Here is a 20974-nt window from a genome sequence, read left to right as displayed (position 1 = left end):
GGCCCGTCACTCACAATGAGGTGGCCCTTCGGATCGCGAGCACCGGGTGCGATACGTCGCATTCCAAACGCGCGCGGCGCTTCGTGCGCCTCCGGCGGGCGACAGCGGGCGTCCTCACCCGCCGCCTGGAATACCCTATGCGTCCTCGCTCACGCAGCTCTCATCACGGCCGCCGCCACCGGCCCGGTTCACCCATGATGCTCACGTTCTGGCTCGACCAGCCGATCTGGCTGATTTTCGGGACCCTTGCGCTTCTCGTCTCGGCCTGGTGCCTGATCCTGATGGTGCTCACCAACTCGAAGCGGACGCGTCCCGTCGTGGTGGCGGTGGCGACCGGGATCGCCCCCGCCTTCGTGGGTGTCCTGTCGGTACTGCTGTCGCTCCTGATGGGATTCGTCGCCAACGATGCGTGGGAGCGCCAGAGGCAAGCCTCCCGCGTCGTCCAGACGGAGAGCGCTCAGGCGCGGGCCGTGTTCAACCTGAGCCGGTCCGTGTCGAAGGATCTACCGGATATCCGCATGATGCTGGCGGAGTACATCGAGGCCATCGTGGTCGAGGAATGGCCGGCGATGGCCAATGGCGGAAAGGCATCATCGAAGGCGGATCTGGCCTTCGGCCGGCTGCTCCAGGCCGTGGTGGCGCCGAATTTCGACATCGTCGTCGGACGAGCCAATCACTCCGCTCTCCTGGCCGCCACCCTCGCCCTGCAAACCGCCCGGAGCGAACGGCTCGCCCTCAGCGAGGTGGAGGGGGACGACAGCAAGTGGGCGACCCTGCTCGCGCTCCTGGCCCTGACCCTGCTGGTCATCGCCGCGATCCACACCGAACGACCCGCGTCGCAGGCAATGACATTGACCGTCTTCGGTCTGGCGATGGTGATCACGCTGGGCGTCGTTGCGATGCACGAACGCCCCTTCGGCGGACCGCTGGCGATTCGTCCGTCATTGCTGGAACAGGTCCGCACGGTCATCGACCCGGGCAGCTGAGAACCCCGCTCCCCGCGATGAGCGCGGACCTACCGCAGGGTCGGGGACTCGCCGGCATGAAGGGCGCGTCCCTCATCGGGACCGCTGACGGCGTTCAGGCGTTCGAGATGCTCGAAGACATGCGCGAAGGCTTGTGTGACGGCCTGCTCGAACGATCCGTCACCCTTGCCCTGTGCGGTTTTCAGGGCGGCCAGGAGAGCTTGATGTTTCTCGGTGTCGCTCGACATGGCGGTCTCCTCGGCCGGGCGGAATGCCGGCTCGTGAGGGCAAGCGCGGGGAGCGGGGTCGGGTTCCCATGCGGCCGGGGGCGGTCAGAGATCGGATCTGGGATCGGTCTTGCCGCCGGCTCCCCCAATGGGGCCACCGAGCGTCGCCTTAAACCAGGCGACAACCCGATCGATCACGGGCTGCTGAAACCAGGGCAGGTCGCCGTGGCCCGCTCCCTCGACCAGCACATACTCCGCCTTGTTGCCCTTCGCCCGCAGGGCTTCGAACAACTGCTTGCTCTGCACCGGCGAGACGAGCGTGTCGGCGGTGCCGTGCATGATCAGGAAAGGCGGTTCATCGGCGCCGAGATGACCCATGGGACTTGCCGCCAGCGCCTTTGCGGGATCGGCCGAGATCGAAGCACCGGCGAAGTCGCGAAAGGCCGGTCCGTTGACCAAGAGCGCTTCGGTCACCGCAGGCGATTGGTGCATGAGTTGAACCGCCGAAGAAAATCCCTCGCCGATATTGAGGAGGTTCGAGATACCGTAAAGGGTCACCGCCGCCTGCACATCGGAGGACCGATCGAGATGATCGCCCTTGTCGAAGGCTTTCTCTCCACCGGTGACGCCGACCATCTGCGAGAGATAGCCGCCGGCGGAATCGCCGAGCACGCCGATACGGGCCGGGTCGATGCCGTATTCGGCCGCATGAGCCCGCAGGTAGCGCACGGCCGCCTTGCCGTCCTGCACCAGAGCCGGGAACCGGTCGGGAACGACGCGATACTCGGCGGCGGCGACGACGAAGCCGGCCTCGGCCAACGCCGAGCGCATTTCGAAGTATTTCTCATGGTCGGCAGAGGTAAATCCGCCACCTGGAAAATAGACGATCGCAGGCTTCTTGTCGTTGGTGCGTGGCACGAGAAGCGACATACGCAATTGTCTGACCGCACGCATCGATCGGATCTGGGAATAGATCACACCGCTGATCTGGTCGACCTGGCTTCGGCTTCCTTCGACGCGAACGACCTGAGCCCCCTCGGAATAACCGGGCAGTTGCGCGTCATTCGCCGATGCCTGCTGAGAAAGCCCACTCACAGCCATGACGCCTCCCAAGCAGAGAGCCCGGATCAGTCGCATAGGATGCCCCTTTGTCGGTCGAGATGACATGACCCTACACCAAGAACCGGTCAGGTCATGTGTCAGCCGCACGGCGTGGCTCCCTGGCCGTTCGTCCGGGCAACATGATCACCGCCCGGTGGTCGGCACCGCAACCGTCGCGGACGGCGACATCGGCGAACATGTCAACAGCGGCGGGCCGAGCATGAAGATCCTCCCGCGACCGAAGCGCTTCTTAGGACGCAGAACCGATGACCACTTTTGCGAAACCCGCCCAGCCAATCCCGGCCAGCGCAACGGCATCACCTTGGCCGGAGACCTGTCAGAACCCAGTGTTTCGTCACCCGCCCGCCCTGTTCGGCCCTCTCATCGACTGGCATCGATCAGGATCTGGATATCCTCCCCCTCCTTGCGGGTCGGGTAGGTGCGAAGAGCACGAAAGGACCATCCCGCCGAGACGGCACCGTTCGCGAGCGCGAACCATGCCAGGTGCCGCGGGCAGAACAGGCGCCCTCCGGAGCAATGGCCCAGGGCGAGATCCGCCCCCTCATGCGGGCAGGCCCGTTCCGCGGCGAAGATCCCGTCGCCATCCTGCACGAGGACGAGATGACGGCCCGCCACGAAGACCGGGATGATCGCATTGCCGGCGAGCGCGTCGATACGGCAGACGTGAACCCAGCGCCCGCTGTCAGCCGCCGAGATAGGCTTGGCGCACATGAGGATCTGCGATCAACGTCGAGCCTGTTCCCGCCAGCACAATCCGGCCGGTCTCCAAGAGGTAGGCGTAGTCGCAGAGTTCCAGGGCCGCGAAGGCGTTCTGCTCCACCAGGAGGACCGTGGTGCCGGTGTCGCAAATCGCCCGGATGACGGCGAACATGCGCTCGACGATGTTGGGGGCGAGGCCCAGCGAAGGCTCGTCGAACAGGACGAGCCGGGGGCGGGACATCAGCGCGCGGCCGATGGCCAGCATCTGCTGCTCGCCCCCCGAAAGGGTGCCGGCGGCTTGGTGCTTGCGCTCGGCGAGGCGCGGGAACTCGCCGTAGATGCGCGCGAGATCGGCGGACACCCCGGCCGGATCGCGCCGCAGGTAGGCGCCCATGGCGAGGTTCTCCGCGACGCTCATTTGCGGAAACACCCGCCGCCCCTCCGGGCAATGGGCGATGCCCTGGGCCAGCACCTTGCGCGGGTCGGTGCCGGTGATGTCCCGGCCGGCGAAGTGGATGCTGCCCGAGCGCGCCGGAATGAGCCCCGACACCGCCCGGAGCGTCGTCGACTTGCCGGCGCCGTTGGCCCCCACCAGGGCCACGAGCTGCCCTTCGTCCACCTTGAGCGAGAGCCCCTTCAGGGCTGTCACCGCGCCGTAGCCGCAGACGAGATCGCGGATCTCAAGCATCGATCGTCTCCCTGGCGGCCTGTGCGGCTTCGCGGGCGGCACTGCCCTGGCCGAGATAGGCTTCGATCACGGTCGGATCGGATCGGATCGCCGCCGGCGGCCCCTCGGCGATGAGGCGGCCGTAATTCAGCACCACGATCCGGTCGGAGACCTCCATGACCATCGGCATGTCGTGCTCGACGAGGAGGATGGTGACGCCGCGCTCGCGGATCGAGCGGATCAGACGCACGAAGACCTGGGTCTCGGAGGCGTTCATACCGGAAACCGGTTCGTCGAGGAGCATCATGGCGGGCTCCGTGGCCAGCGCCAGCGCGACCCCGACGAGGCGCTGCTCGCCATAGGCCAGGGACCCGGCCTTGTCCTGAGCCCGGCCGGAGAGCCCGACCCAGTCGAGGAGTTCACGGGTCCGGTCCCGGAGAGCCGCCTCACCGGCGCGGTCCCGCCCGAGCAGCGTATCGACCAGCCGCGCGCGGCCCCGCCGATGCAGGCCGATCATCACGTTGTCGAACACGGTGTCGTCGGGGAACACGCTCGTGCGCTGGAACGTCCGACTCAGGCCGAGACGGACGATCTCATGTGGCTGCAACCCCTGGAGGCTGGTGCCGCGGAACCGGACCTGCCCCTGGCTGGGCTTCAGGAAGCCGGTCATCACGTTGAAGGCCGTCGTCTTGCCGGCCCCGTTCGGGCCGATCAGGCTGACGATCTCGCCGGGATGGACGTCGAAATGCAGGTCGGCGATGGCGACGAGGCCGCCGAAGCGCACGCCGACATGGTCCACCGAGAGCATGGGAGCGCGGATCTCGCTCATGGCCTGGCCTCCACGGGCATCCGGGCGGGTGCGCCACCGGGCGCGTGACGGCGCATGGCGAGGCGGGCGAGGCCCGGGACGATGCCCCGGGGCATGACGAACTGGATCACGATCAGCACGAGGCCGAACACCATCCACTGCGCCTCCGGCACCATGACCGGCCTCAGGGCGACGGGGAGCAGGCCGAAGATCAGGCCACCGACGATGGGGCCGAGCAGCGTGCCCTTTCCGCCGCCCACCACCATGATGACCATGGTCACCGTGGTGGAGAACAGGAACACGTCGGGGTCGATGATGCGTAGGTAATGGGCGTAGAGGCTGCCGGCCGCCCCCGCCATCGCCGCCGAGATCACTGCCGCGAGGGTCAAGGTGCGGGTGGCGTTGATGCCCACCGAGAGGGCCAGGGACTCGTTCTCCTTCAGGCCCCGCATGGCCCGGCCGAAGCGCGAACGCACGAGGCGGGCGATGAGGGCGTAGCAGAGCGTGCCGACCACGAGGACGAGGTAGTAGTTCTGCAGCTTCGTCCGCAGGGTGGTCGTGCCAAGGCCGGGTACCCAGAAGCTGAACGGCGGGATGCCCGTCAGCGCCAGGGGACCCTGCGTCAGCTCCACCCAGTTGAGGGCGACGAGCCGCACAACTTCGGCGAAGGAGATCGTCACGATGACGAAATAGGCGCCCCGCACCCGGAAGGAGAGGCGCCCGACGAGGTAGCCGCAGGSGGCCGTCGCCAGCACGGCGAGGCCGAAGCCCACCACGGGCGGCCAGGGCTCGTGTACGATGCGAAGGCCCCAGAGCAGTTCCACGTCGAAGCCGAGGCTCGTGAGGGCGCTGACATAGGCGCCGATGCCGAAGAAGGCGATGTGCCCGAGGCTGAGCTGCCCGGTGAAGCCGAGCAACAGGTTGAGGCTCATGGCCGCGATGGTGACGATGCCCGTCGTGATCAGCGCGTTGAGCAGGTAGGGGTTGTGGCCCAGCGCGAAGGGCAGGGCGGCCAGCGCCGCCAGGATGGCGAGAGCGGGGAGGTGCCGGGTCATCCGATGCGCTCCGCCTTTGCGAAGAGGCCCGTCGGCTTGAAGATCAGCACCGCGATGATGATCAGGAAGCCCATGGCGTCCCGGTAGCCCGACGAGATGTAGCCGGCGCCCAGTTCCTCGGCGAGCGCCAGGATGAAGCCGCCGATGGCCGCCCCGGTGACGTTGCCGAGCCCACCCAGGATGACGATGGCGAAAGCCTTCAGCTCGGCCATGCCGCCCATCTGCGGGAACACCACGTAGACCGGCCCGAGGAGGGCACCGGCCGCCGCCGCGAGGCTGGAGCCGAGAGCGAAAGTCGCGGTGTAGACGAGCCGCACGTTGACCCCCATCAGCGAGGCGGTGTCGTGGTCCTGGAAGGTGGCCCGCATGGCGAGCCCGAGGCGGGTCCGGTTGATGAGCCAGTAGGTCAGGCCGATCAGCGCGAGGGCCGCGCCCAGCACGAACAGCCGCAACCACGACACCGAGACGGGTCCGAGTTGAAGGGGCGCATCCGGGAAAGGGGTCGGGATCGATTTGGCGACACCGCCGAACAGCCAGAGCGTGCCCGATTGCAGGACGATGCCGGCCCCGATCATCACCAGCATGGTCGTGTCCATGTCCGCGCCGCGCAACGGCCGCAGCAGCACGAGGTCGAGGATTGCGCCGAGCACGAGGCCGCCGAGGATCGCGGTCGGCAGGGCGGCGAAGAAGCCGAGCCCGAGGGCGGTGACGGCGAGGTACATGACGTAGGCGCCCACCGTGTAGAGCGCCCCGTGGGTGAAGTTCACCACGTTCATGATCCCGAAGATCAGGGTCAGCCCGATGCCGAGCAGGGCATAGGTTCCCCCCAGGACCAAGGTATTGAGGAGGTGCTGCAGGAATTCGGTCATCGAGGCCTCGCCTGTAAGCAGGTGATACGGTCGTCGGCTGAGCGTCAGTGTAGAGTCAGCAAGCTTGGCGCGGCTCCCTCTCCTAGAAGAAGAGGGAGCATGTTCCGCTCGTGACACCGGAGGCGAACACACGGATCAGAGAAACCCGGAGCCCCGGCCGCCGGGAGGCATGCGCGCGGCTAGAGCGTCGGCACCACGACTTTTCCGCCGTCGATCTTGACGAGGTAGACGTCGGGCTTGCTCTGGCCGCTCTCGGACCCGGCGGGGCCGGACTTGGCGAAGCGGATCGGGCCGTTGAGGCCGGTAAAATCGACCGACCAGAAGCCCTTCTTGATCGAGGCCGCATCGGCGGCGCCACCCTTCTCGATGGCCGCCGCGATGGCGCGGATGCCGTCGTAGCCGCGAAAGCTCTCGGTGACGCCGGCGAACTCGAAGCCGCGCTTCTTCCACTCGCCGATGAAGTAGGCGGTGGCCGTCGGGTTCGGGGTCTTCTCCGGGTACCAGGGCAGGAAGGTGGTGAGATGCATCGTCCCCTCGGCGGCAGCACCCGCCTGGGCGATGATCTGGTCCGGATTCTGGGAGCCGCCGGTGGTGATGATCCGCTTCTTGAGGCCGAGCGCCGCCATCTGCTTGAACAGGAGCGTCAGTTGATCGACGGCGGCCGTGATCAGAAGCGTGTCGGCATCCGAGCCCTTCAGCTTGGACAATTGGGCGTTCATGTCCTGCGCGCCCTGGTCCATGGTCTCCACGAGGCCGACCGTGACACCCTTGCCCTTGAGCATCTTGCCGAAATCGGCCGCCGCCCCCCGGCCCCAGTCGTTGTTGATGGCGAGGAAATCGACCTTCTTCAGCCCGAGCTTCTCCACCATCGGCGCGAAGGCCTCGGCTTCCAGGGCCGAGGGCGGCGAGATGCGGAAGACATAGGGGTTGCCCGAGGTGGTGATCTTGCCGGACGACGAGGTCTCCACCAGCATCGCGGTCTCGTAATCGGCGAGCTTGGGCATCACCGCGAGGGTCAGGCTGGACCCCCAGGCGCCCATCAGCACCGGGGTCTTGTCGCTGGTGATGAGTTTTTCGGCCACCGCCGCCGCTTCTGTGGGGTTGCTCTTGTTGTCCTCGACGACGAGTTCGAGCTTACGTCCCAAGACACCACCCTTGGCGTTGATCTCGTCGGCGGCGATCCTGGCGCCATTGACCACGTAGGTGCCCGACGCCGCGAAGGGTCCGGTCAGGGGCTCGTTGACGCCGATACGGATGGCCTGCGCGTGGGCCACCCCCGCCGACAGGACGAAGGCGAGGGTCAGAACGGGGATCGTGTGGCTGCGCGTCATGGTGGTCTCCGGTCTTTGGCAGTATCGCGGGCAGGATCGCGGGGAGGAGGCGACGGTCAGGGACGGCGGCCCCATGCGGCGAGGCGCCGGCGCAGGGAGGTCGTCAGCATCGTGAGGAGCAGGCGCACGGGGTTTAGGCCCGGGGCCGCCGGGGCCGGGGCACCCGAGAGCCGGGCTTCGAGGTTCGCGGCGAACTCCGCCCCGAGGCGTCCGGCGAGGTCGCGCACGAGCCCCGGCCGCCCGAACTGCGCCAGCGGTCCCTTGAGGGTGTAGCCGACGGCGAGATCGATCCGGGCGGTACCGGGGATCTCGCCCGGTCCGACGCGGTAGCGGATCTCGCCCTGCGTGGCGGAGCGTCCGCCCGCGTCGCTGCCGGCGCCGAGGATGCGACCCGTGCGAGCCGCCTCATCGCGAAAGATCCGGGCGCGACCCCGAAAGCGCGCGGCGATCGGCCCGATCCGCACTTGAAGCGCGCCCTCGACGGCGTCCGGAGTCGGCTGGCCCGTCAGCATGGCGCCGGGCAGGCAGGCGGCCACGGCCTCGACGTCGCCGAACAAGGCGAAAACGGTGTCGGGCGGGTGCGCCACGGTGAAGGCCTGGTCGAACCGGTGCGCGGGCACGAAATCGCCGTCGAGATCGGCAATCGACGGTGCGGTCTCGGCCTGCGCGACGGGCCGTAGGGGCGTGCGGGCCGCATCCGATGCCGGGCCGGACGATGTGCCGAGGCGCGCGCCGACGGGGCCGAGGCCGCGCTGTCCGCCGGTCGTCGGCCCGATGCCGCGGGCGCGACGCTCGGCGATGACGCCGCGCACCGCCCGGACGATGCCGACATAACCGGTGCAGCGGCATAGATTGCCCGAGAGGCCGGCACGGATGCGGCGCTCGTCGGCGTCCGGCAGGCGCAGGACGAGGTCGCGGGCGGCGATGAGCATGCCGGGCGTGCAGTAGCCGCACTGAAGGGCGTGCTCGCGGTTGAAGGCGGCGCGCAACTCTCCAGTGACGGGGTCGTCGTCGAGCCCTTCGATGGTGGTCACCTCGGCGCCCGCGCAGGCGCCGGAGAAGGTCAGGCAGGCCCGCGCCGGCTCGCCGTCGAGGAGCACCGTGCAGGCGCCGCAGATTCCGTGCTCGCAGCCGAGATGGGTTCCAGTGAGGTCGAGGGTGTCGCGCAGGACGTCGGCGAGATGGGTGCGCGGCTCGGCCCGAAGGCTCCGCGCCCGGCCGTTGACGGTAAGGGTGAGGGGCGGGCTCTCGTCGCGGAGGGCGAACGATGCGGTGCTCATGCGGCCTCGCCGACTGTGCGTGTGAGGGACGGCGGCGCAGCGGCCGCCTGCGCGATGGCGCGCGCCAGAACGGTGACGTGGACGTGGCGGTCGACGGCGTCGGCCATCCCGGCCCCGCGCAGGAGCGCATCGGCCGCCCGGGCATCGAAGCGTTCGGCGAAGTCGGGGCCGATCCGGCCGCCGAACAGCTCGGATGCGTCCGCGATCACGAGGGGCGCACGCTCGATGGCGCCGATCACCACGCGGCCGCGCCCGGCATGGGGCTCGATCCGCACGGCCCCGATGGCGTGGGCGAACTCGCCGATCTTGGAGCAATGCTTGACGTAGCCCCAGGCGGTACCGGGAGGGAGGGCGGGAATCCGCACGGCGACCAGCATTTCGCCGGGCGCCAGGGCCACGTCGAGGGCGCCGGTGACGAAGTCCTCCAGGGCCAGCCGGCGGCGGCCGGAGGCCGAGGCCAGTTCGACTTCGGCGCCGAGGGCGATCAGCGACGTGACCCAGTCGGCGGCCGGATCGGCATGGACGAGGGAGCCGCCGATGGTGCCGCGATTGCGCACCGGCCGGTAGGCGATGGCCATCGCCACCCGCGCCATGGCGCCGCCGGTGACGTCGGGGACGCGCCCGTCCTCGATATCCGCGTGGGTGACGCAAGCGCCGAGCACCAGGGTCTCGCCCTCGACGGACGCCCGGCGCAGCTCGGGGATGCCCGTGATGTCGAGGACGAGGTCGGGTTCGACGAGGCGCAGGTTCAGCATCGGTCCGAGGGATTGCCCCCCGGCCATCAGCTTCACGCTGCCCTCGGCGGTGGCGAGCCGGGCGAGCAGGGCGGGCAGATCGCCGGGGCGCTCATAGGCGAAACGGGCGGGCTTCATGCGGCCTCCCGGCTGCGGGCAGAGGCCGCGTCGCGGGCCTCCAGCACGGCCTCGACGATCCGATGCTGGCTCACCGGCGCATGCAGCATCGCCACGCCCAGCGGGCGCAGGGCGTCGTTGATGGCGTTGGCGAGCGCGGCCGGGGGCGCGATGGCCCCGCCCTCGCCGATCCCCTTCACGCCGAACTGCGTGTAGGGGGAGGGGGTCTCCATGTGGTCGATGCGAGGTTCGGGCACCTCCGCCGGCCCCGGCAGGAGGTAGTCGGCGAAGGTGGAGGCCAGCGGCTGGCCCCGGGAATCGAAGCGCATCTCCTCGTAGAGGGCCGTACCGATCCCCTGCGCGAGGCCGCCATAGATCTGGCCGTCCACCACCAGCGGGTTCACGAGGGTGCCGCCATCCTCGACGATGACGTAGTCGAGGATTTCCACCGCCCCTAAATCGGGGTCCACGGCGACGAGGGCCGCGTGGGCCGCGTAGGAGAAGGTGCCGGAATCGCGTTGCGGCTTGTAGCCGGCGGTGACTTCGAGACCACCCGGATCGACGTCGAGGGCGAGATCCTGCGGGCGCCGGTACCAGGTGTGGGCGATCTGCGCGAGGCCGACATCGCCCGAGGGGCCGATGACGCGCCCCGCCTCGAAGCGGCAGGCCGCCGGGTCGGCCTGGAGCAGGTGTGCCCCAATGCGGAGCGCCCGCAAGCTGAGTTCGCGGCAGGCCGCCGCCACGGCGCCGCCGGCCATCACCATGACGCGCGATCCCCAGGAACCGGTGGAATACGGTGTCATCGCGGTGTCGCCATGGACGAGGCGCGTCCGCGCCACCGGCACCCCGAGGATCTCGTGCGCCACCTGCGCCAGGGTCGTCTCCAATCCCTGCCCGTGCGAATGCGCGCCGATCCGGAGTTCGAGCCCGCCATCGGGGGTGAGCCGCGCACCCGCCTGCTCGTGGCCCGGCACCATGGGGATGCCCCAGCCGGAATAGACCGAGGTGCCGTGCGCCGCCTGCTCGCAATAGATCGAGAGCCCGAGGCCGATGCGGCGTCCGTCGGCCTCGGGGATCCGCTGGCGCGCCCGTACGGCATCGACGTCGATGGCTTTTAGGGCGCGTTTCAGCGCCTGCGGGTAGTCGCCGCTGTCGAAATGCTTGGCGGTGATGTTGTCGAAGGGCATCTGCTCCGCCCGCACGAGGTTTTTCTCGCGCACCGTCCAGGGCTCGATGCCCACCTCGGCCGCGACCGCGTCGAGGATCAGTTCCATGGCGAAGCACACGCCGGTCCGGGCGACCCCGCGATAGGGCAGGATCGGGCACTTGTTGGTGGCAACCGACCAAGTTCGACAGCGATAGGCCGGGAAGCCGTAGGGGCCGGGCAGGATGCTCGCCACCTGCGCGGCCTCCAGGCAGGCGGAGAACGGGTAGGCCGAGTAGGCACCGGAATCGACGGTAGCCTCGCAATCGATTCCCCGGAGGGTGCCGTCCCGCTCCGCATAGGCCGTGATGCGATAATGGTGCTCGCGGCAATTGGCGTTGGCCGTGAGATGCTCGCGCCGATCCTCCAGCCAGCGCACGGGGTGGCCTACGCGGAGCGCCAGCCAGGCGAGGCAGACATCCTCGGCGAGCAAGATCGCCTTGTAGCCGAAGCCGCCGCCCACATCGGGAGAGACAATGCGCAGGCGCCCCTGCTCGATGCCGAGACATTCGGAGAGGCCGTTGCGCACGATGTGCGGCATCTGGCTCGCCGTGTGGACCACGAGCTGGTCCATGCGGTGGTCGAGATGCACCACCGTGCCCCGCCCCTCGATGGGCGCCATGCACTGGCGTCCGGTGGAGATGGTGCGCGAGACCTTGATCGGAGCGTCGAGCGCCGAAGTGAAATTCACATCGACCAGGGTCTCAAGAAAGACGTTGTCGCCCCAATGCTCGTGGACCAGGGGGGAGCCGGGCTCGCGGGCGGCGAGCATGTCGTGCACGGCCGGAAGCTCCTCGAGGTCGAGGACGATGGCGGCGGCGATGTCTTCGGCTTGCGCCCGCGTCGGCGCGAGGCAGATCGCCAGCAATTCCCCGACCTGCCGGACCTTGTCCTTGGCGAGGACCGGCTGCTCGGAGACCTTGAAGCCGGCGAGCCCCGAGACGGCCCGGATCGGCTGCACGCCCGCGAGGTCGGCCGCCGTGAACACTTGCCCGCGAAACGCGTCAGGTACGTGGATCGCCCGGATGCGGGCATGCGCCAGGGGGCTGCGGACGAAGGCGACATCCTGCAGGCCGGGCAGGCGCAGGTCGCCGACATAGTGTCCGCGCCCGCGCATCAGGCGGTCGTCTTCCTTGCGGGGCAGGCGGGCGCCGACGCCCTCGGTGAGCAGGATCGCGTCGCTCATGCGTGTCTCCCCTCGATGAGATCGATCGCGGCGCGCACCAGCACGCCGCCGGGACGACGCAGTTCGTTCAAGATCGAGAAGTGTTCGGCCCCCGCGACAGAGACGAGTGGCCCCGGCGCGTGGTGGGCGCTACGCAGGGCGTGGAAGTCGCGGGCATCGTGGACGAGGGCTGGGCGCTCGGCTGTGCCGTAGGCGATGGCCAAGGGCTTTCCCACCACCGGCAGGCGCAAGGGCGACAAGGCCGCGACCTCAGCGTCCGTGAGTGAGAGGGCATCGTTCAGGCTGGTGTCACGGATGGGCCCGAGTTCGTAGACGCCCGAAATCGCGAGCCCCGCCACAACGGCCGGATGATGGAGCTGCATCGCCGCGAGATGCGCCCCCGCCGACCAGCCGGCGATCACCAAGGGACCGGCAACGCCATGCGCCGGCCCGTGCTCGGCCAGCCAGTCGAGGCACAAGCCGATCTCCTCGACGATCCGGGTCAGGCTCGCCTCGGGGGCGAGGGTGTGGCCCGGCATCGCCACGGACCAGCCGGCGGCGGCGGGGCCTTCGGTGAAGCAGGCGAACAGGTCACGGGAATTGCGCTGCCAGTAGCCGCCATGGATGAAGATGAGACAGGGCGCCGCCGGGTTTTTCGCCGGATAGAGGTCTAGGGCCGTGCGCGGCGCCGACGCATAGGGGATGTCGAGAGCGCCCGGATGCGCGGCGCGGTAGGCGGCGGAGGCCACGTTGCGCGCGGCCGCCTGGGCCGCGGCATCGGGCACCGCCGCGTTGTTGTCGTAGGCAGCATCGCGCGCCGCCCGGTCGAGGCGGGACCAATCGTGCCGGGGGTCGGGCGGCAGCGGGGACGGATCGGCCCTCATGCGGTCGTCTCCTTCGAGTGCCGGGGTCAGGCTGCGATGGCGCTGGGCAGGATCGGCGAGTCGGCGTCGAAGCGGCGGCCGGCGCGCAGGCAGAAGGCCGGCTGCAGCAGGCGCTGGGCGATGACCTGGGTGTCCTCGTTGTCGCGCAACAGGAAGCGACCGCGATGGTCGTGCAGCACCGAGACGTCGGCGGCGAAGCCCGGCGTCAGGGCGCCGATCCGGTCGGACAGGCCCAGCATCTCGGCCGGATGATTCGTCACCATGGGCACCACCTCCTCGAGGCTGAGGCCCAAAGCCATCATCGAACTCATGGCCTGGGTCAGGCTGAAGCGGGCCTGGCCCAGGAAGGGGTGGTTCTCGTCGTCGTGGTGCTCGTCGGGCGTACCCGCCGGCCGCGGCACCTCGGTGTTGTAGCCGTGCATGTCGGCGCCCAGCGTGTAGGGCACGACGCCCGCCGGCAGGGAGGCGCGGGCCACCCGATAGGAGAAGTGGCTGCCATGCCCGACATCCACCCGGAGGCCGGCGTCCATCGCCGCCCGGATGATCGGGTGAACCACCCCCTCCTCGTTGATGAAGCCGCCCGGATGCCGGGTGAACGGGTGGGCGAGGAAATCCCCGGGGCGCAGAAGCGGGATCACCCGCTCCATGATGGTGTTGGCGTCCTCGCCGTTGGCGCCGCTCTCGGGCAGGCCCCAGAGTTGGCCGAAATGCACGTAGAGCGGCAGGTCGGCCCGGCGGCTGATCTCGGCCGCCATCTCCATCACCTTGATGCCCCAGCGGGCGAAGCCCCCGATCTCGGCGTGCCCCTTGATGCCGCGCACGAGGTCGCGGTTCTCCACCGCCGACTTCACCGTGGCGTCGATGTCGACTCCGTCCGGGCTGTAGAGGTTCGGATAGAAGTGACCTTCGAGGCCGCCGACCAGATAGGCGGAGAGGAAGGCGTAGATCCGGGTCTCGGCCTTCTCGGAGACGAAGTGGCGAAAGCCCGGCAGGGTCATGCAGGACGCGCCGCCCTGGTCGATGACCGTCGTTACCCCCGAGCGCACGCCGACCATGTCCGGCGGCAGGCCGAACCGGCCGGTGACGTATTGGTAGACGTGGCCGTGGGTGTCGATCATCCCCGGCAGCACCAGCTTGCCCTGGACGTTCACCACCTCGGTCGACGAGGAGGGGACGATGTGGTCCTCGACGGCGGCGATCCGCCCGTCACGGATCGCGACGTCCTTGATGCCGTCGATGCCGGAAACCGGGCAGATGACTCGTCCGCCGCGCAGCAGCATGTCGTAGCGACCAGCGTCCATCTCGTCTCCTCCATCGTCGCGCGTCGGCCTTCGCCTTGCCTCGCACGGACGTGACCAAGGAAATGCGAAGCATGCTTCGTATATCTGCAAAGGCATGATACGTGCCAGGAACCGTCCGGGCTTCGGATCGAGAAGGGGAGACGGGACGCGGATGAACGAAAGCGGGCTGGCTGAAGCGGATGCGGCGCCATCACCAGAGGCTCTTCAGCCCCTCGGGACGCATTGGCTTTTGCCGGAGCGGCCGGGATTTCTCATCCGGCGCCTTCATCAGATTCACGTCAGCCTCTTTTCAGAGCGTTGTGGCGCTTTCCGTATCACTCCGCTGCAGTACAGCCTGCTCTCTTTGCTGGCAGAATGCGGCGAAGCGGATCAGACAACCTTAGCCAATGCTGTGGCTCTCGACCGTACGACGACGACCGGCGCCATCAAACGTCTGGAAGCACGCGGATTCGTCGAACGCTCTGCTTCACCGACCGACCGGCGCTCTCAACGCTGCCGGTTGACTCAGGCCGGCCGCGTCTTGCTGAGCCGGATGGAGGCGGCCGCACGACAGGCGCACGACGCGACGCTCGAATCCCTCTCGGAAGACGAGCAAGCGACCCTGATCCGCCTGATGAAGAAGATCACTGCAGCCAACCAACAGCGTCGGGGCAAAGATGAGTTGCTGGGGTGATTGCCGTACAACGTCCGCCGCATCCGTGTCTCGATGAAGCTCGCGACTGTGAACGCGCAGGCATCGTCGCGGGGCCGGGCAATCCCGTTCCCACGAGTGATCGACCCATTGTGGAGCCTCCAATCGGTCCGGTCGCGCTTCAGATGCCTATCGATGTCTTGCCGCGCCAAAGATATTGATCATCCGCCTCTGTCTATTTATTCACGAAGATCAAACCATAACACTGGTTATTACCGATTGGTCGCCCTGCAGATCAGCGCAATTTTATTTTTTACTTGTCTCGGAAGGCAGTTATGTAGGGCGGTGATAAAACCATCCACTGGACCGTCGGCAGGATGCTGAGGGCGTGTCCCGGGCGGTGATGTAGCGCGCGGGATGGTCATTGGCGGTTGCCGGGCGGGGTCCGATTGCGACTGCCAACCGCGAGCCCGAGAGCCCCCTGATGACCGACGAGACGATGCCCCTAAGCGGTCTCATGGAGCAGAGCCCGGACGCGGATTTGCTGAGCGCGATCATCGGCTTTTCGGCCGAGCGGCAGATGGAGTTGGAGGCGGGCGGCCCGAACGGGGCGGCCCAGGGCGAGGAGAGAGCCGAGTGCTTGTTCCAGCGCAATGGTTACTTTGATCGGTGTCCAACGTCAGCACCTGTGGCATTCTCATGACATCACCCGATAAGCCCAAATATGAACCCGAGAGCGATGGTCACCGCCATCGCGATGACGATTGCAACACCGAGTCCAGGATCGGGTCCGACATCCCTAAACCGCATGCCACGCGTCCCCTTTCTCTTCCGTACTTCGGCCGTCCAGCAATGCCTTCGGAGAGGGGATCACGTCCCCGTAAAAGTCTAAGCGCTTTTGCCCATCAGCGTAGACGCGAACGATTTTCAAGGGCGTGCGTTTACGGCCATGCTTGCGCCACCTCCGTTTCGAATGCCGCACTCACAACCTGCCACTGCCGCCCGTCGATTCGAGGCTGCAGACGTGACGTTGGGGCTGAGGCTCGCCGGCGCCAAGGATCATCCTGCCGTTCGCGCATTGGGGCTAGCTAGCGAAATTGGAAGCTGGAAGTCACTGCTAGCTCTGTCAGCTGGCACTTTGGCTTTGGGTATGGTGAAGCGCGACCGCCGCCTCGCTGAGGCAGGCCGACACATGCTCCAAGCCGGTATTCTGGCAAGCGTCGTGAAAACGAGTATGAAGCGCACGGTGCATCGGACACGTCCAAACGTCCTAATGGACGAGGGGGTCTACGCGCGCGGGTGGCCCGGAACCAGCAATGGGCCGTGGCAATCCTTCCCCTCCGGGCACTCCGCCCTGAGTGCTGCCGTCGCCTGCGCCGCCGTTCGCTCCTATCCAGATGTGAAGAGTGCTGCATATGTCGCCGCGTCGGGCGTCGTTGCAGCTCAAGTTCTGCGCGGGGCGCATTTCCCCGCGGACGTGCTGACGGGCGCCCTCATCGGTGTCGCTGCAGAGTCTGCGGTCAACAGGCTCACGGGCCACCGCCGGAAGGCGCGTTTCTGATCGAGAGTCCGGGGACACGCGGCTCTCGCCCCCTTCCTCACCCGCTTTTCAGCTCGCGCCGAAACGACTCGGTACAAACGCTAACCGTGTCCTCAAGGCGCGCCTTAGCCTGCCTACGCTACAGCATTTTTTACAGCATGACGTGTTGCCCCCCACTTTCTCCTCTGCAGAAAGCATCAATTCGTCCAATCCATCATCGGCGCGACCGAGAAACGGATATCGCTGGGTGTCATGGTGTCCGTATGAAAGAGACGCAACTCGGTTTCAATTGTGCGGCGACCGCTTCCCCTGCCCGCCTCAGTGATCGTGCTTGCAATCGGGGCCATGCACATGGGCATGGCCGTGATTTGCGTGGCCGTGATTTGCGTGGCCGTGATCCGCATGGTCGTGTGCATGCCCGTGATCGTGCGCATGCGAATGATCGTGCCCGTGGTCGTGAGCATGGTCGTGACCGCACTGACTGTGGTCGTGAGCCTCGCGTTCGGGCTTGAAAGCCCGCGAAACCGGGGTCGCGGCGCAACCCTGCCCACGGATCAGTTCGGAATTGGCCGAGGTCGCGGGTACATAGAGGACGTCTGCACCGATCTCCGCCGGGACGTGGTTGCCGCCGAGCTGCCAGGCCAACCGCAGCAGGCGAGCCGGATTCTCCGCCCGTACTTCGAGCAAGGATTCCGCCGCAGCGCGAACGGTCACCAGGCGCCCGTCTTCGAGACGAAACGCGTCACCGTCCTCGATGGAGGCAGCCTTCGCCAGCGCCAGAGTGAAACTCACACCGCCCGCGCCGGTGAGGATCGCGGCTGCTCCCTGGCGTTCCGCATGGTCGAGAGTCACGGTATCCGCCACGGAATCCGGGCGAATGGCGGCTTTGCGGACGATGGCGGTGGCACGCAGCATGGCTTCCTCGAAACGGTCCTGGGTTTTGTCCGGGCGTCCGGCGAGGGGCGCCCGAGGTGTCTGGCGTGCATCAGTAGAGGGTTTTCTGCCTGAACGGAAAGCGTGGCTGGAACCGTTTCCTCACGTGGTGCATTCCACGAACGGAATGGCTAAGCTACGTTGCGCAAGGTCACCACGGCGATAAGCCGGGCCACAAAACGCACAAGGGAGTCTCGGGACCATGAAGAAGCTCATTGCCGCTACCCTCGCCGGGGCTCTCGCCCTCTCCCTCGGCGCCTGCAATACGCCGCAGGATCGTGCTCTTGGCGGCGCCGGTCTCGGCGCCCTGGCCGGTGCGGCCATCGGCGGCGCTGCCACCGGTCGTGCGGGCGGCGCTCTGGCCGGTGCGGCCATCGGCGGAGCCAGCGGCGCGATCATCGGTGCCGGCACGGCTCCGCGCTGCCCATACGGCACGTATCGCGACGCTTACGGCGACGTGTACTGCCGCTGACATCGTTCTCCCGTTTGGGAGAAGCGGAGGGCCGGGGCGCATGCCTCGGCCCTTTTTCATGTCTCGGAGACAGGACGAGCAGGCGGAAATTGCCGTATGCGGGGCTGACCCGGCGGATGGCCGGTGGACGATGCGCTGCGATGCCGATGCTGCCTCAAGACCTTTTCTATCCCCTTCGCCCAAACGCTGCTGTCGCTGACGATGGTGGCGCGGCGTGAGCGTCGGCATCTGGGGCAAGCTCGGCGGCGCGGGGATCGGCCTCGCCATCGGTGGACCGATCGGCGGGCTGGTGGGCGGAGTCGCCGGTCACTTCCTGGTGGATCGGGAAGGGGCCTTGTTCGGCGCGACGCCGAAGGACGTGGTCTTCACGACCGGCCTCGTGGCGCTCGCGGCCAAGATGGCGAAATCCGATGGGGTGGTGACGCCTTCCGAAATCGAGGCCTTCGCCAAAGTGGTCCAGGTGAGCGAACGGGAGAAGGCCGGGGTCCAGCGCCTGTTCGACCTCGCCAAAGGCACCTCGGCAGGGTTCGAGGCCTATGCGCGACAGATGGCAACGGCGTTTCAGGATGAACCGGCGTTGCTGGAAGACGTGCTCGACGGCCTGTTCCATATCGCCAAGGCCGATGGTGCGATCCATGAGGCGGAAGAACGCTACCTGCGTGCCGTCGCCGAAACTTTCGGGTTCGACGACGTAGCCTTCCGGCGCATTGCCGCCCGGCACGTGCGCCTCGCCGACGACCCCTATCTCGTGCTCGACCTCGACCACGAGGTGACGGACGCGGAGGCGAAAGCCCGGCATCGTGCCCTCGTCATGGAGAACCACCCGGACCGGGCGATCGCCCGCGGCGTTCCGCCCGAGGCGGTGAAGATCGCCACCGCGCGGCTCGCCGCGATCAATGCCGCCTATGACCGGATCGCCGCCGAGCGAGGGCTGCGCTGACACGCAACGGGAGAGCTGCCTCATGAAGCCTATTCCGGAAAGTCCGGTGGCGACCAGCGTGATGCCGTCGCCCAACCACGGCGAGCGCAGGGGCGGTCCGCCAACCATGCTGCTCCTGCACTACACCGGAATGGAGAGCGCGGCCGCTGCCCTGCAGCGTCTCGCGAACCCGATCTCCGAGGTATCGGCGCATTACGTCGTGCTGGAGGACGGACGAGTGATCCAGATGGTGCCGGAATCGCGCCGCGCCTGGCATGCGGGGGCCGGTGTATGGGGGCGCACGGCCTCCGGGCTGGAGCGAGACATCAATTCGCGCTCCATCGGAATCGAGATCGTCAATGGCGGGCATGTCGGCGGCTTGCCGCCTTACCCGTCCAAACAGATCGACGCGGTGATCGCGCTTTCCCGGGACATCATCGCCCGCTGGGGCATCGCACCGTGGCACGTGCTGGCGCATTCCGACGTGGCGCCGGAACGCAAGGAGGATCCCGGCGAGCATTTCCCCTGGGATCGCCTGGCGGCAGCCGGGGTGGGGCATCACGTGCCGGCGGCGCCCATTCGCGACGGCCGCTTCTTCGCCGAGGGGGATGCAGGCCAACCGATCGAGGCGCTTCAAGCGATGTTCGCGCTCTTTGGCTACGACATTCCGGTGACCGGGATCTTCGACCCGCGAACGAAAGCCGTGATCACCGCCTTCCAGCGCAGATTCAGGCAGGAGCGCGTGGACGGCGTCGCCGATGCATCCACGATCACGACGTTGCGGGATCTCCTGGCCGGATTGCCGTCACGCTGAGCGGCGCGCCGCCGCGCGGGATACGGCTTGCATCGTACGACGCACGTGGTGTGGCAGCCATTCGCACCGGCGACGCCATGAAACGACGTCGATCGGTCCATGCCCGGTGCCCTTGTGCGGCCCCGTCGCTTGGCTCGCTCGACAGGACGCAGGAGTAGGTGGATGGACGACGAAGGCCATCTGCTCAGGCGCGTTGCGACACCCTGTCCCTACCCTCGTGCTTTGCCACGTCCCGCGTGCGCCACAGGCTGTAGGCGACGCCACCGGCGAGCAGCACGAGCGTGACCGCCAGGGATACCCACGGCGGTACGTGGAAGAGGTCGAACGTGTCTGCGACCACGATCTTGGTGCCGATGAAGATGAGAATGAAAGCGAGGGCCGTCTTCAGGTAGGCGAAACGGTCGACCATCGCGGCAAGGGCGAAATACAGAGCGCGCAGGCCGAGAATCGCAAAGATGTTCGAGGTGTAGACGACGAAGGTGTCCGTGGTGATGGCGAAGATGGCCGGGACACTATCGACGGCGAAGATCACGTCGGCACCGTTCACGAGAATCAGGCCGAGGGCGAGAGGCGTGAACCACAGCACCGACTTCCCGGTCTCGGGATCCGGCTTACGGACGACGAAGCGTTGGCCATGCATTTCGGGCGTGATGCGCATCACCTTGCGCAGCATCCGCACCATGGCGTTGTCCTGGATGTCGCCGGCCTCCTCTTCCTTTCCGAACAGCATCTTCAAACCGGCGAAGATCAGGAAGGCGGCGAAGATCGACAGCACCCAGGCCGCCTGATGCACGAGGGCGGCACCGAGCCCGATCATCAGACCGCGCAGGAGAACCGCGGCGAGGATGCCCCAGACGAGAACCCGGTGCTGGGCGGCGCGGGGAATGCCGAGGGACGTGAGAATGACGGCGATGACGAAAACGTTGTCCATGGACAACGACTTCTCGACCACGAGGCCGGCGACATATTCCTGGGCGGGCTGAGCACCGAAATACCACCAGATCCAGCCCCCGAAGGCCAAGCCAAGGCTGAAATAGAACGCGGTGAGGAGAAGGCTCTCCTTCACGCCGATCTCGTGGTCCTTGTCCCGGTGCAACAGGCCGAGATCGAAGGCGAGAAGGCCCGCGACCAGGGCGTGGAAGCCGAGCCACATCCAGACAGGCTTGCCGAGCCATTCGATGAAGAGAAAGTCGACCATTCGGGACCGTCGATGCTTTGCGAAACGCAGGAAAGCATC

General features: G+C 67.5%; 22 protein-coding genes. 7 read left to right on the top strand and 15 right to left on the bottom strand.

Features of this window, described 5'->3' with window-relative positions:
* Positions 1-194 precede the first annotated feature (194 nt).
* The gene (locus ASF34_RS03280) at positions 195-986 is read left to right on the top strand and encodes a bestrophin-like domain (protein WP_056158540.1); all 792 of its coding nucleotides are present in this window, start codon (positions 195-197) and stop codon (positions 984-986) included.
* 29 nt (positions 987-1015) lie between these two features.
* On the opposite strand, the gene ASF34_RS03275 is transcribed toward ASF34_RS03280, so the two are convergent.
* The 13 genes from ASF34_RS03275 to ASF34_RS03215 all read right to left on the bottom strand — a co-directional run bounded on the left by ASF34_RS03275 (position 1016) and on the right by ASF34_RS03215 (position 14428).
* Complete coding sequence (locus tag ASF34_RS03275) at positions 1016-1213, bottom strand: hypothetical protein (RefSeq protein ID WP_018042458.1); 198 nt, start codon at positions 1211-1213, stop codon at positions 1016-1018.
* Positions 1214-1297: 84 nt separating this feature from the next.
* The gene (locus tag ASF34_RS03270) at positions 1298-2293 is read right to left on the bottom strand and encodes an alpha/beta hydrolase (RefSeq protein ID WP_244478872.1); all 996 of its coding nucleotides are present in this window, start codon (positions 2291-2293) and stop codon (positions 1298-1300) included.
* 381 nt (positions 2294-2674) lie between these two features.
* Entirely contained in the window at positions 2675-3025 is a 351-nt protein-coding gene (locus tag ASF34_RS03265; protein WP_056158534.1) for a Rieske (2Fe-2S) protein, read from the bottom strand.
* On the bottom strand, positions 2997-3701 hold the full coding sequence (locus ASF34_RS03260; protein WP_018042461.1) for an ABC transporter ATP-binding protein: 705 nt from the start codon (positions 3699-3701) through the stop codon (positions 2997-2999). The genes ASF34_RS03265 and ASF34_RS03260 overlap by 29 nt, the downstream gene beginning before the upstream one ends.
* Positions 3694-4509, bottom strand: a complete 816-nt coding sequence (locus tag ASF34_RS03255) for an ABC transporter ATP-binding protein (RefSeq protein ID WP_200913191.1) — start codon at positions 4507-4509, stop codon at positions 3694-3696. Before ASF34_RS03255 ends, ASF34_RS03260 begins: the two co-directional genes overlap by 8 nt.
* Complete coding sequence (locus tag ASF34_RS03250) at positions 4506-5543, bottom strand: branched-chain amino acid ABC transporter permease (protein ID WP_056158532.1); 1038 nt, start codon at positions 5541-5543, stop codon at positions 4506-4508. The genes ASF34_RS03255 and ASF34_RS03250 overlap by 4 nt, the downstream gene beginning before the upstream one ends.
* Positions 5540-6412, bottom strand: a complete 873-nt coding sequence (locus ASF34_RS03245; RefSeq protein ID WP_018042464.1) for a branched-chain amino acid ABC transporter permease — start codon at positions 6410-6412, stop codon at positions 5540-5542. The genes ASF34_RS03250 and ASF34_RS03245 overlap by 4 nt, the downstream gene beginning before the upstream one ends.
* A gap of 179 nt (positions 6413-6591) precedes the next feature.
* Complete coding sequence (locus ASF34_RS03240; RefSeq protein ID WP_056158530.1) at positions 6592-7743, bottom strand: ABC transporter substrate-binding protein; 1152 nt, start codon at positions 7741-7743, stop codon at positions 6592-6594.
* Between the two features lie 56 nt (positions 7744-7799).
* Positions 7800-9023 (bottom strand): xanthine dehydrogenase family Fe-S subunit, encoded by a 1224-nt coding sequence (locus ASF34_RS03235; protein WP_056158527.1) that lies wholly within the window; start codon positions 9021-9023, stop codon positions 7800-7802.
* Positions 9020-9895 carry an FAD binding domain-containing protein gene (locus tag ASF34_RS03230; RefSeq protein WP_056158524.1) on the bottom strand — a complete coding sequence of 292 codons (876 nt, stop codon included), beginning with the start codon at positions 9893-9895 and terminating at the stop codon, positions 9020-9022. Before ASF34_RS03230 ends, ASF34_RS03235 begins: the two co-directional genes overlap by 4 nt.
* Positions 9892-12264 (bottom strand): xanthine dehydrogenase family protein molybdopterin-binding subunit, encoded by a 2373-nt coding sequence (locus ASF34_RS03225; RefSeq protein WP_056158522.1) that lies wholly within the window; start codon positions 12262-12264, stop codon positions 9892-9894. The genes ASF34_RS03230 and ASF34_RS03225 overlap by 4 nt, the downstream gene beginning before the upstream one ends.
* Complete coding sequence (locus ASF34_RS03220; RefSeq protein WP_056158518.1) at positions 12261-13127, bottom strand: alpha/beta hydrolase; 867 nt, start codon at positions 13125-13127, stop codon at positions 12261-12263. Before ASF34_RS03220 ends, ASF34_RS03225 begins: the two co-directional genes overlap by 4 nt.
* Before the next feature lie 26 nt (positions 13128-13153).
* Entirely contained in the window at positions 13154-14428 is a 1275-nt protein-coding gene (locus tag ASF34_RS03215) for an amidohydrolase/deacetylase family metallohydrolase (RefSeq protein WP_056158516.1), read from the bottom strand.
* A 151-nt stretch (positions 14429-14579) separates the two neighbouring features.
* Here ASF34_RS03215 and ASF34_RS03210 point away from each other — a divergent pair, with 151 nt between their 5' ends.
* The 3 genes from ASF34_RS03210 to ASF34_RS23300 all read left to right on the top strand — a co-directional run bounded on the left by ASF34_RS03210 (position 14580) and on the right by ASF34_RS23300 (position 16620).
* Positions 14580-15101, top strand: a complete 522-nt coding sequence (locus tag ASF34_RS03210; RefSeq protein ID WP_018042471.1) for a MarR family winged helix-turn-helix transcriptional regulator — start codon at positions 14580-14582, stop codon at positions 15099-15101.
* A 442-nt stretch (positions 15102-15543) separates the two neighbouring features.
* Positions 15544-15762, top strand: coding sequence for a hypothetical protein (locus ASF34_RS03205; RefSeq protein WP_018042472.1), 219 nt, complete (start codon positions 15544-15546; stop codon positions 15760-15762).
* 246 nt (positions 15763-16008) lie between these two features.
* Positions 16009-16620: a phosphatase PAP2 family protein gene (locus ASF34_RS23300; RefSeq protein WP_056158513.1), complete on the top strand. Its 612-nt coding sequence runs from the start codon at positions 16009-16011 to the stop codon at positions 16618-16620.
* Between the two features lie 297 nt (positions 16621-16917).
* On the opposite strand, the gene ASF34_RS21985 is transcribed toward ASF34_RS23300, so the two are convergent.
* Positions 16918-17514 carry an urease accessory protein UreE gene (locus ASF34_RS21985; protein ID WP_082494055.1) on the bottom strand — a complete coding sequence of 199 codons (597 nt, stop codon included), beginning with the start codon at positions 17512-17514 and terminating at the stop codon, positions 16918-16920.
* 220 nt (positions 17515-17734) lie between these two features.
* Here ASF34_RS21985 and ASF34_RS03185 point away from each other — a divergent pair, with 220 nt between their 5' ends.
* From ASF34_RS03185 to ASF34_RS03175, 3 genes are all read left to right on the top strand, one after another.
* On the top strand, positions 17735-18004 hold the full coding sequence (locus ASF34_RS03185; RefSeq protein WP_018042474.1) for a hypothetical protein: 270 nt from the start codon (positions 17735-17737) through the stop codon (positions 18002-18004).
* Between the two features lie 214 nt (positions 18005-18218).
* Positions 18219-18944: a TerB family tellurite resistance protein gene (locus tag ASF34_RS03180; protein ID WP_056158504.1), complete on the top strand. Its 726-nt coding sequence runs from the start codon at positions 18219-18221 to the stop codon at positions 18942-18944.
* Positions 18945-18966: 22 nt separating this feature from the next.
* Positions 18967-19737 (top strand): N-acetylmuramoyl-L-alanine amidase, encoded by a 771-nt coding sequence (locus ASF34_RS03175; protein WP_056143928.1) that lies wholly within the window; start codon positions 18967-18969, stop codon positions 19735-19737.
* Positions 19738-19921: 184 nt separating this feature from the next.
* Here the strand turns inward: ASF34_RS03175 and ASF34_RS03170 are convergent, their stop codons facing one another.
* Complete coding sequence (locus ASF34_RS03170; RefSeq protein ID WP_056158501.1) at positions 19922-20935, bottom strand: TerC family protein; 1014 nt, start codon at positions 20933-20935, stop codon at positions 19922-19924.
* Between the last annotated feature and the right edge of the window lie 39 nt (positions 20936-20974).

This window comes from Methylobacterium sp. Leaf106 (assembly GCF_001422895.1).
GTDB lineage: Bacteria > Pseudomonadota > Alphaproteobacteria > Rhizobiales > Beijerinckiaceae > Methylobacterium > Methylobacterium bullatum.
This window is presented reverse-complemented; position numbering and strand designations above follow the sequence as displayed.

Excerpts from the sequence above, each read along its gene's own strand:
- ASF34_RS03265 (WP_056158534.1), bottom strand. The coding sequence starts at position 3,025 with ATGTGCGCCAAGCCTATCTCGGCGGCTGACAGCGGGCGCTGGGTTCAC.
- ASF34_RS21985 (WP_082494055.1), bottom strand. The coding sequence starts at position 17,514 with ATGCTGCGTGCCACCGCCATCGTCCGCAAAGCCGCCATTCGCCCGGAT.
- ASF34_RS03240 (WP_056158530.1), bottom strand. The coding sequence starts at position 7,743 with ATGACGCGCAGCCACACGATCCCCGTTCTGACCCTCGCCTTCGTCCTG.
- ASF34_RS03220 (WP_056158518.1), bottom strand. The coding sequence starts at position 13,127 with ATGAGGGCCGATCCGTCCCCGCTGCCGCCCGACCCCCGGCACGATTGG.
- ASF34_RS23300 (WP_056158513.1), top strand. The coding sequence starts at position 16,009 with ATGCTTGCGCCACCTCCGTTTCGAATGCCGCACTCACAACCTGCCACT.
- ASF34_RS03230 (WP_056158524.1), bottom strand. The coding sequence starts at position 9,895 with ATGAAGCCCGCCCGTTTCGCCTATGAGCGCCCCGGCGATCTGCCCGCC.
- ASF34_RS03270 (WP_244478872.1), bottom strand. The coding sequence starts at position 2,293 with ATGGCTGTGAGTGGGCTTTCTCAGCAGGCATCGGCGAATGACGCGCAA.
- ASF34_RS03275 (WP_018042458.1), bottom strand. The coding sequence starts at position 1,213 with ATGTCGAGCGACACCGAGAAACATCAAGCTCTCCTGGCCGCCCTGAAA.
- ASF34_RS03185 (WP_018042474.1), top strand. The coding sequence starts at position 17,735 with ATGAAGAAGCTCATTGCCGCTACCCTCGCCGGGGCTCTCGCCCTCTCC.
- ASF34_RS03175 (WP_056143928.1), top strand. The coding sequence starts at position 18,967 with ATGAAGCCTATTCCGGAAAGTCCGGTGGCGACCAGCGTGATGCCGTCG.
- ASF34_RS03245 (WP_018042464.1), bottom strand. The coding sequence starts at position 6,412 with ATGACCGAATTCCTGCAGCACCTCCTCAATACCTTGGTCCTGGGGGGA.
- ASF34_RS03205 (WP_018042472.1), top strand. The coding sequence starts at position 15,544 with ATGACCGACGAGACGATGCCCCTAAGCGGTCTCATGGAGCAGAGCCCG.
- ASF34_RS03225 (WP_056158522.1), bottom strand. The coding sequence starts at position 12,264 with ATGAGCGACGCGATCCTGCTCACCGAGGGCGTCGGCGCCCGCCTGCCC.
- ASF34_RS03260 (WP_018042461.1), bottom strand. The coding sequence starts at position 3,701 with ATGCTTGAGATCCGCGATCTCGTCTGCGGCTACGGCGCGGTGACAGCC.
- ASF34_RS03255 (WP_200913191.1), bottom strand. The coding sequence starts at position 4,509 with ATGAGCGAGATCCGCGCTCCCATGCTCTCGGTGGACCATGTCGGCGTG.
- ASF34_RS03210 (WP_018042471.1), top strand. The coding sequence starts at position 14,580 with ATGAACGAAAGCGGGCTGGCTGAAGCGGATGCGGCGCCATCACCAGAG.
- ASF34_RS03235 (WP_056158527.1), bottom strand. The coding sequence starts at position 9,023 with ATGAGCACCGCATCGTTCGCCCTCCGCGACGAGAGCCCGCCCCTCACC.
- ASF34_RS03280 (WP_056158540.1), top strand. The coding sequence starts at position 195 with ATGATGCTCACGTTCTGGCTCGACCAGCCGATCTGGCTGATTTTCGGG.
- ASF34_RS03215 (WP_056158516.1), bottom strand. The coding sequence starts at position 14,428 with ATGGACGCTGGTCGCTACGACATGCTGCTGCGCGGCGGACGAGTCATC.
- ASF34_RS03170 (WP_056158501.1), bottom strand. The coding sequence starts at position 20,935 with ATGGTCGACTTTCTCTTCATCGAATGGCTCGGCAAGCCTGTCTGGATG.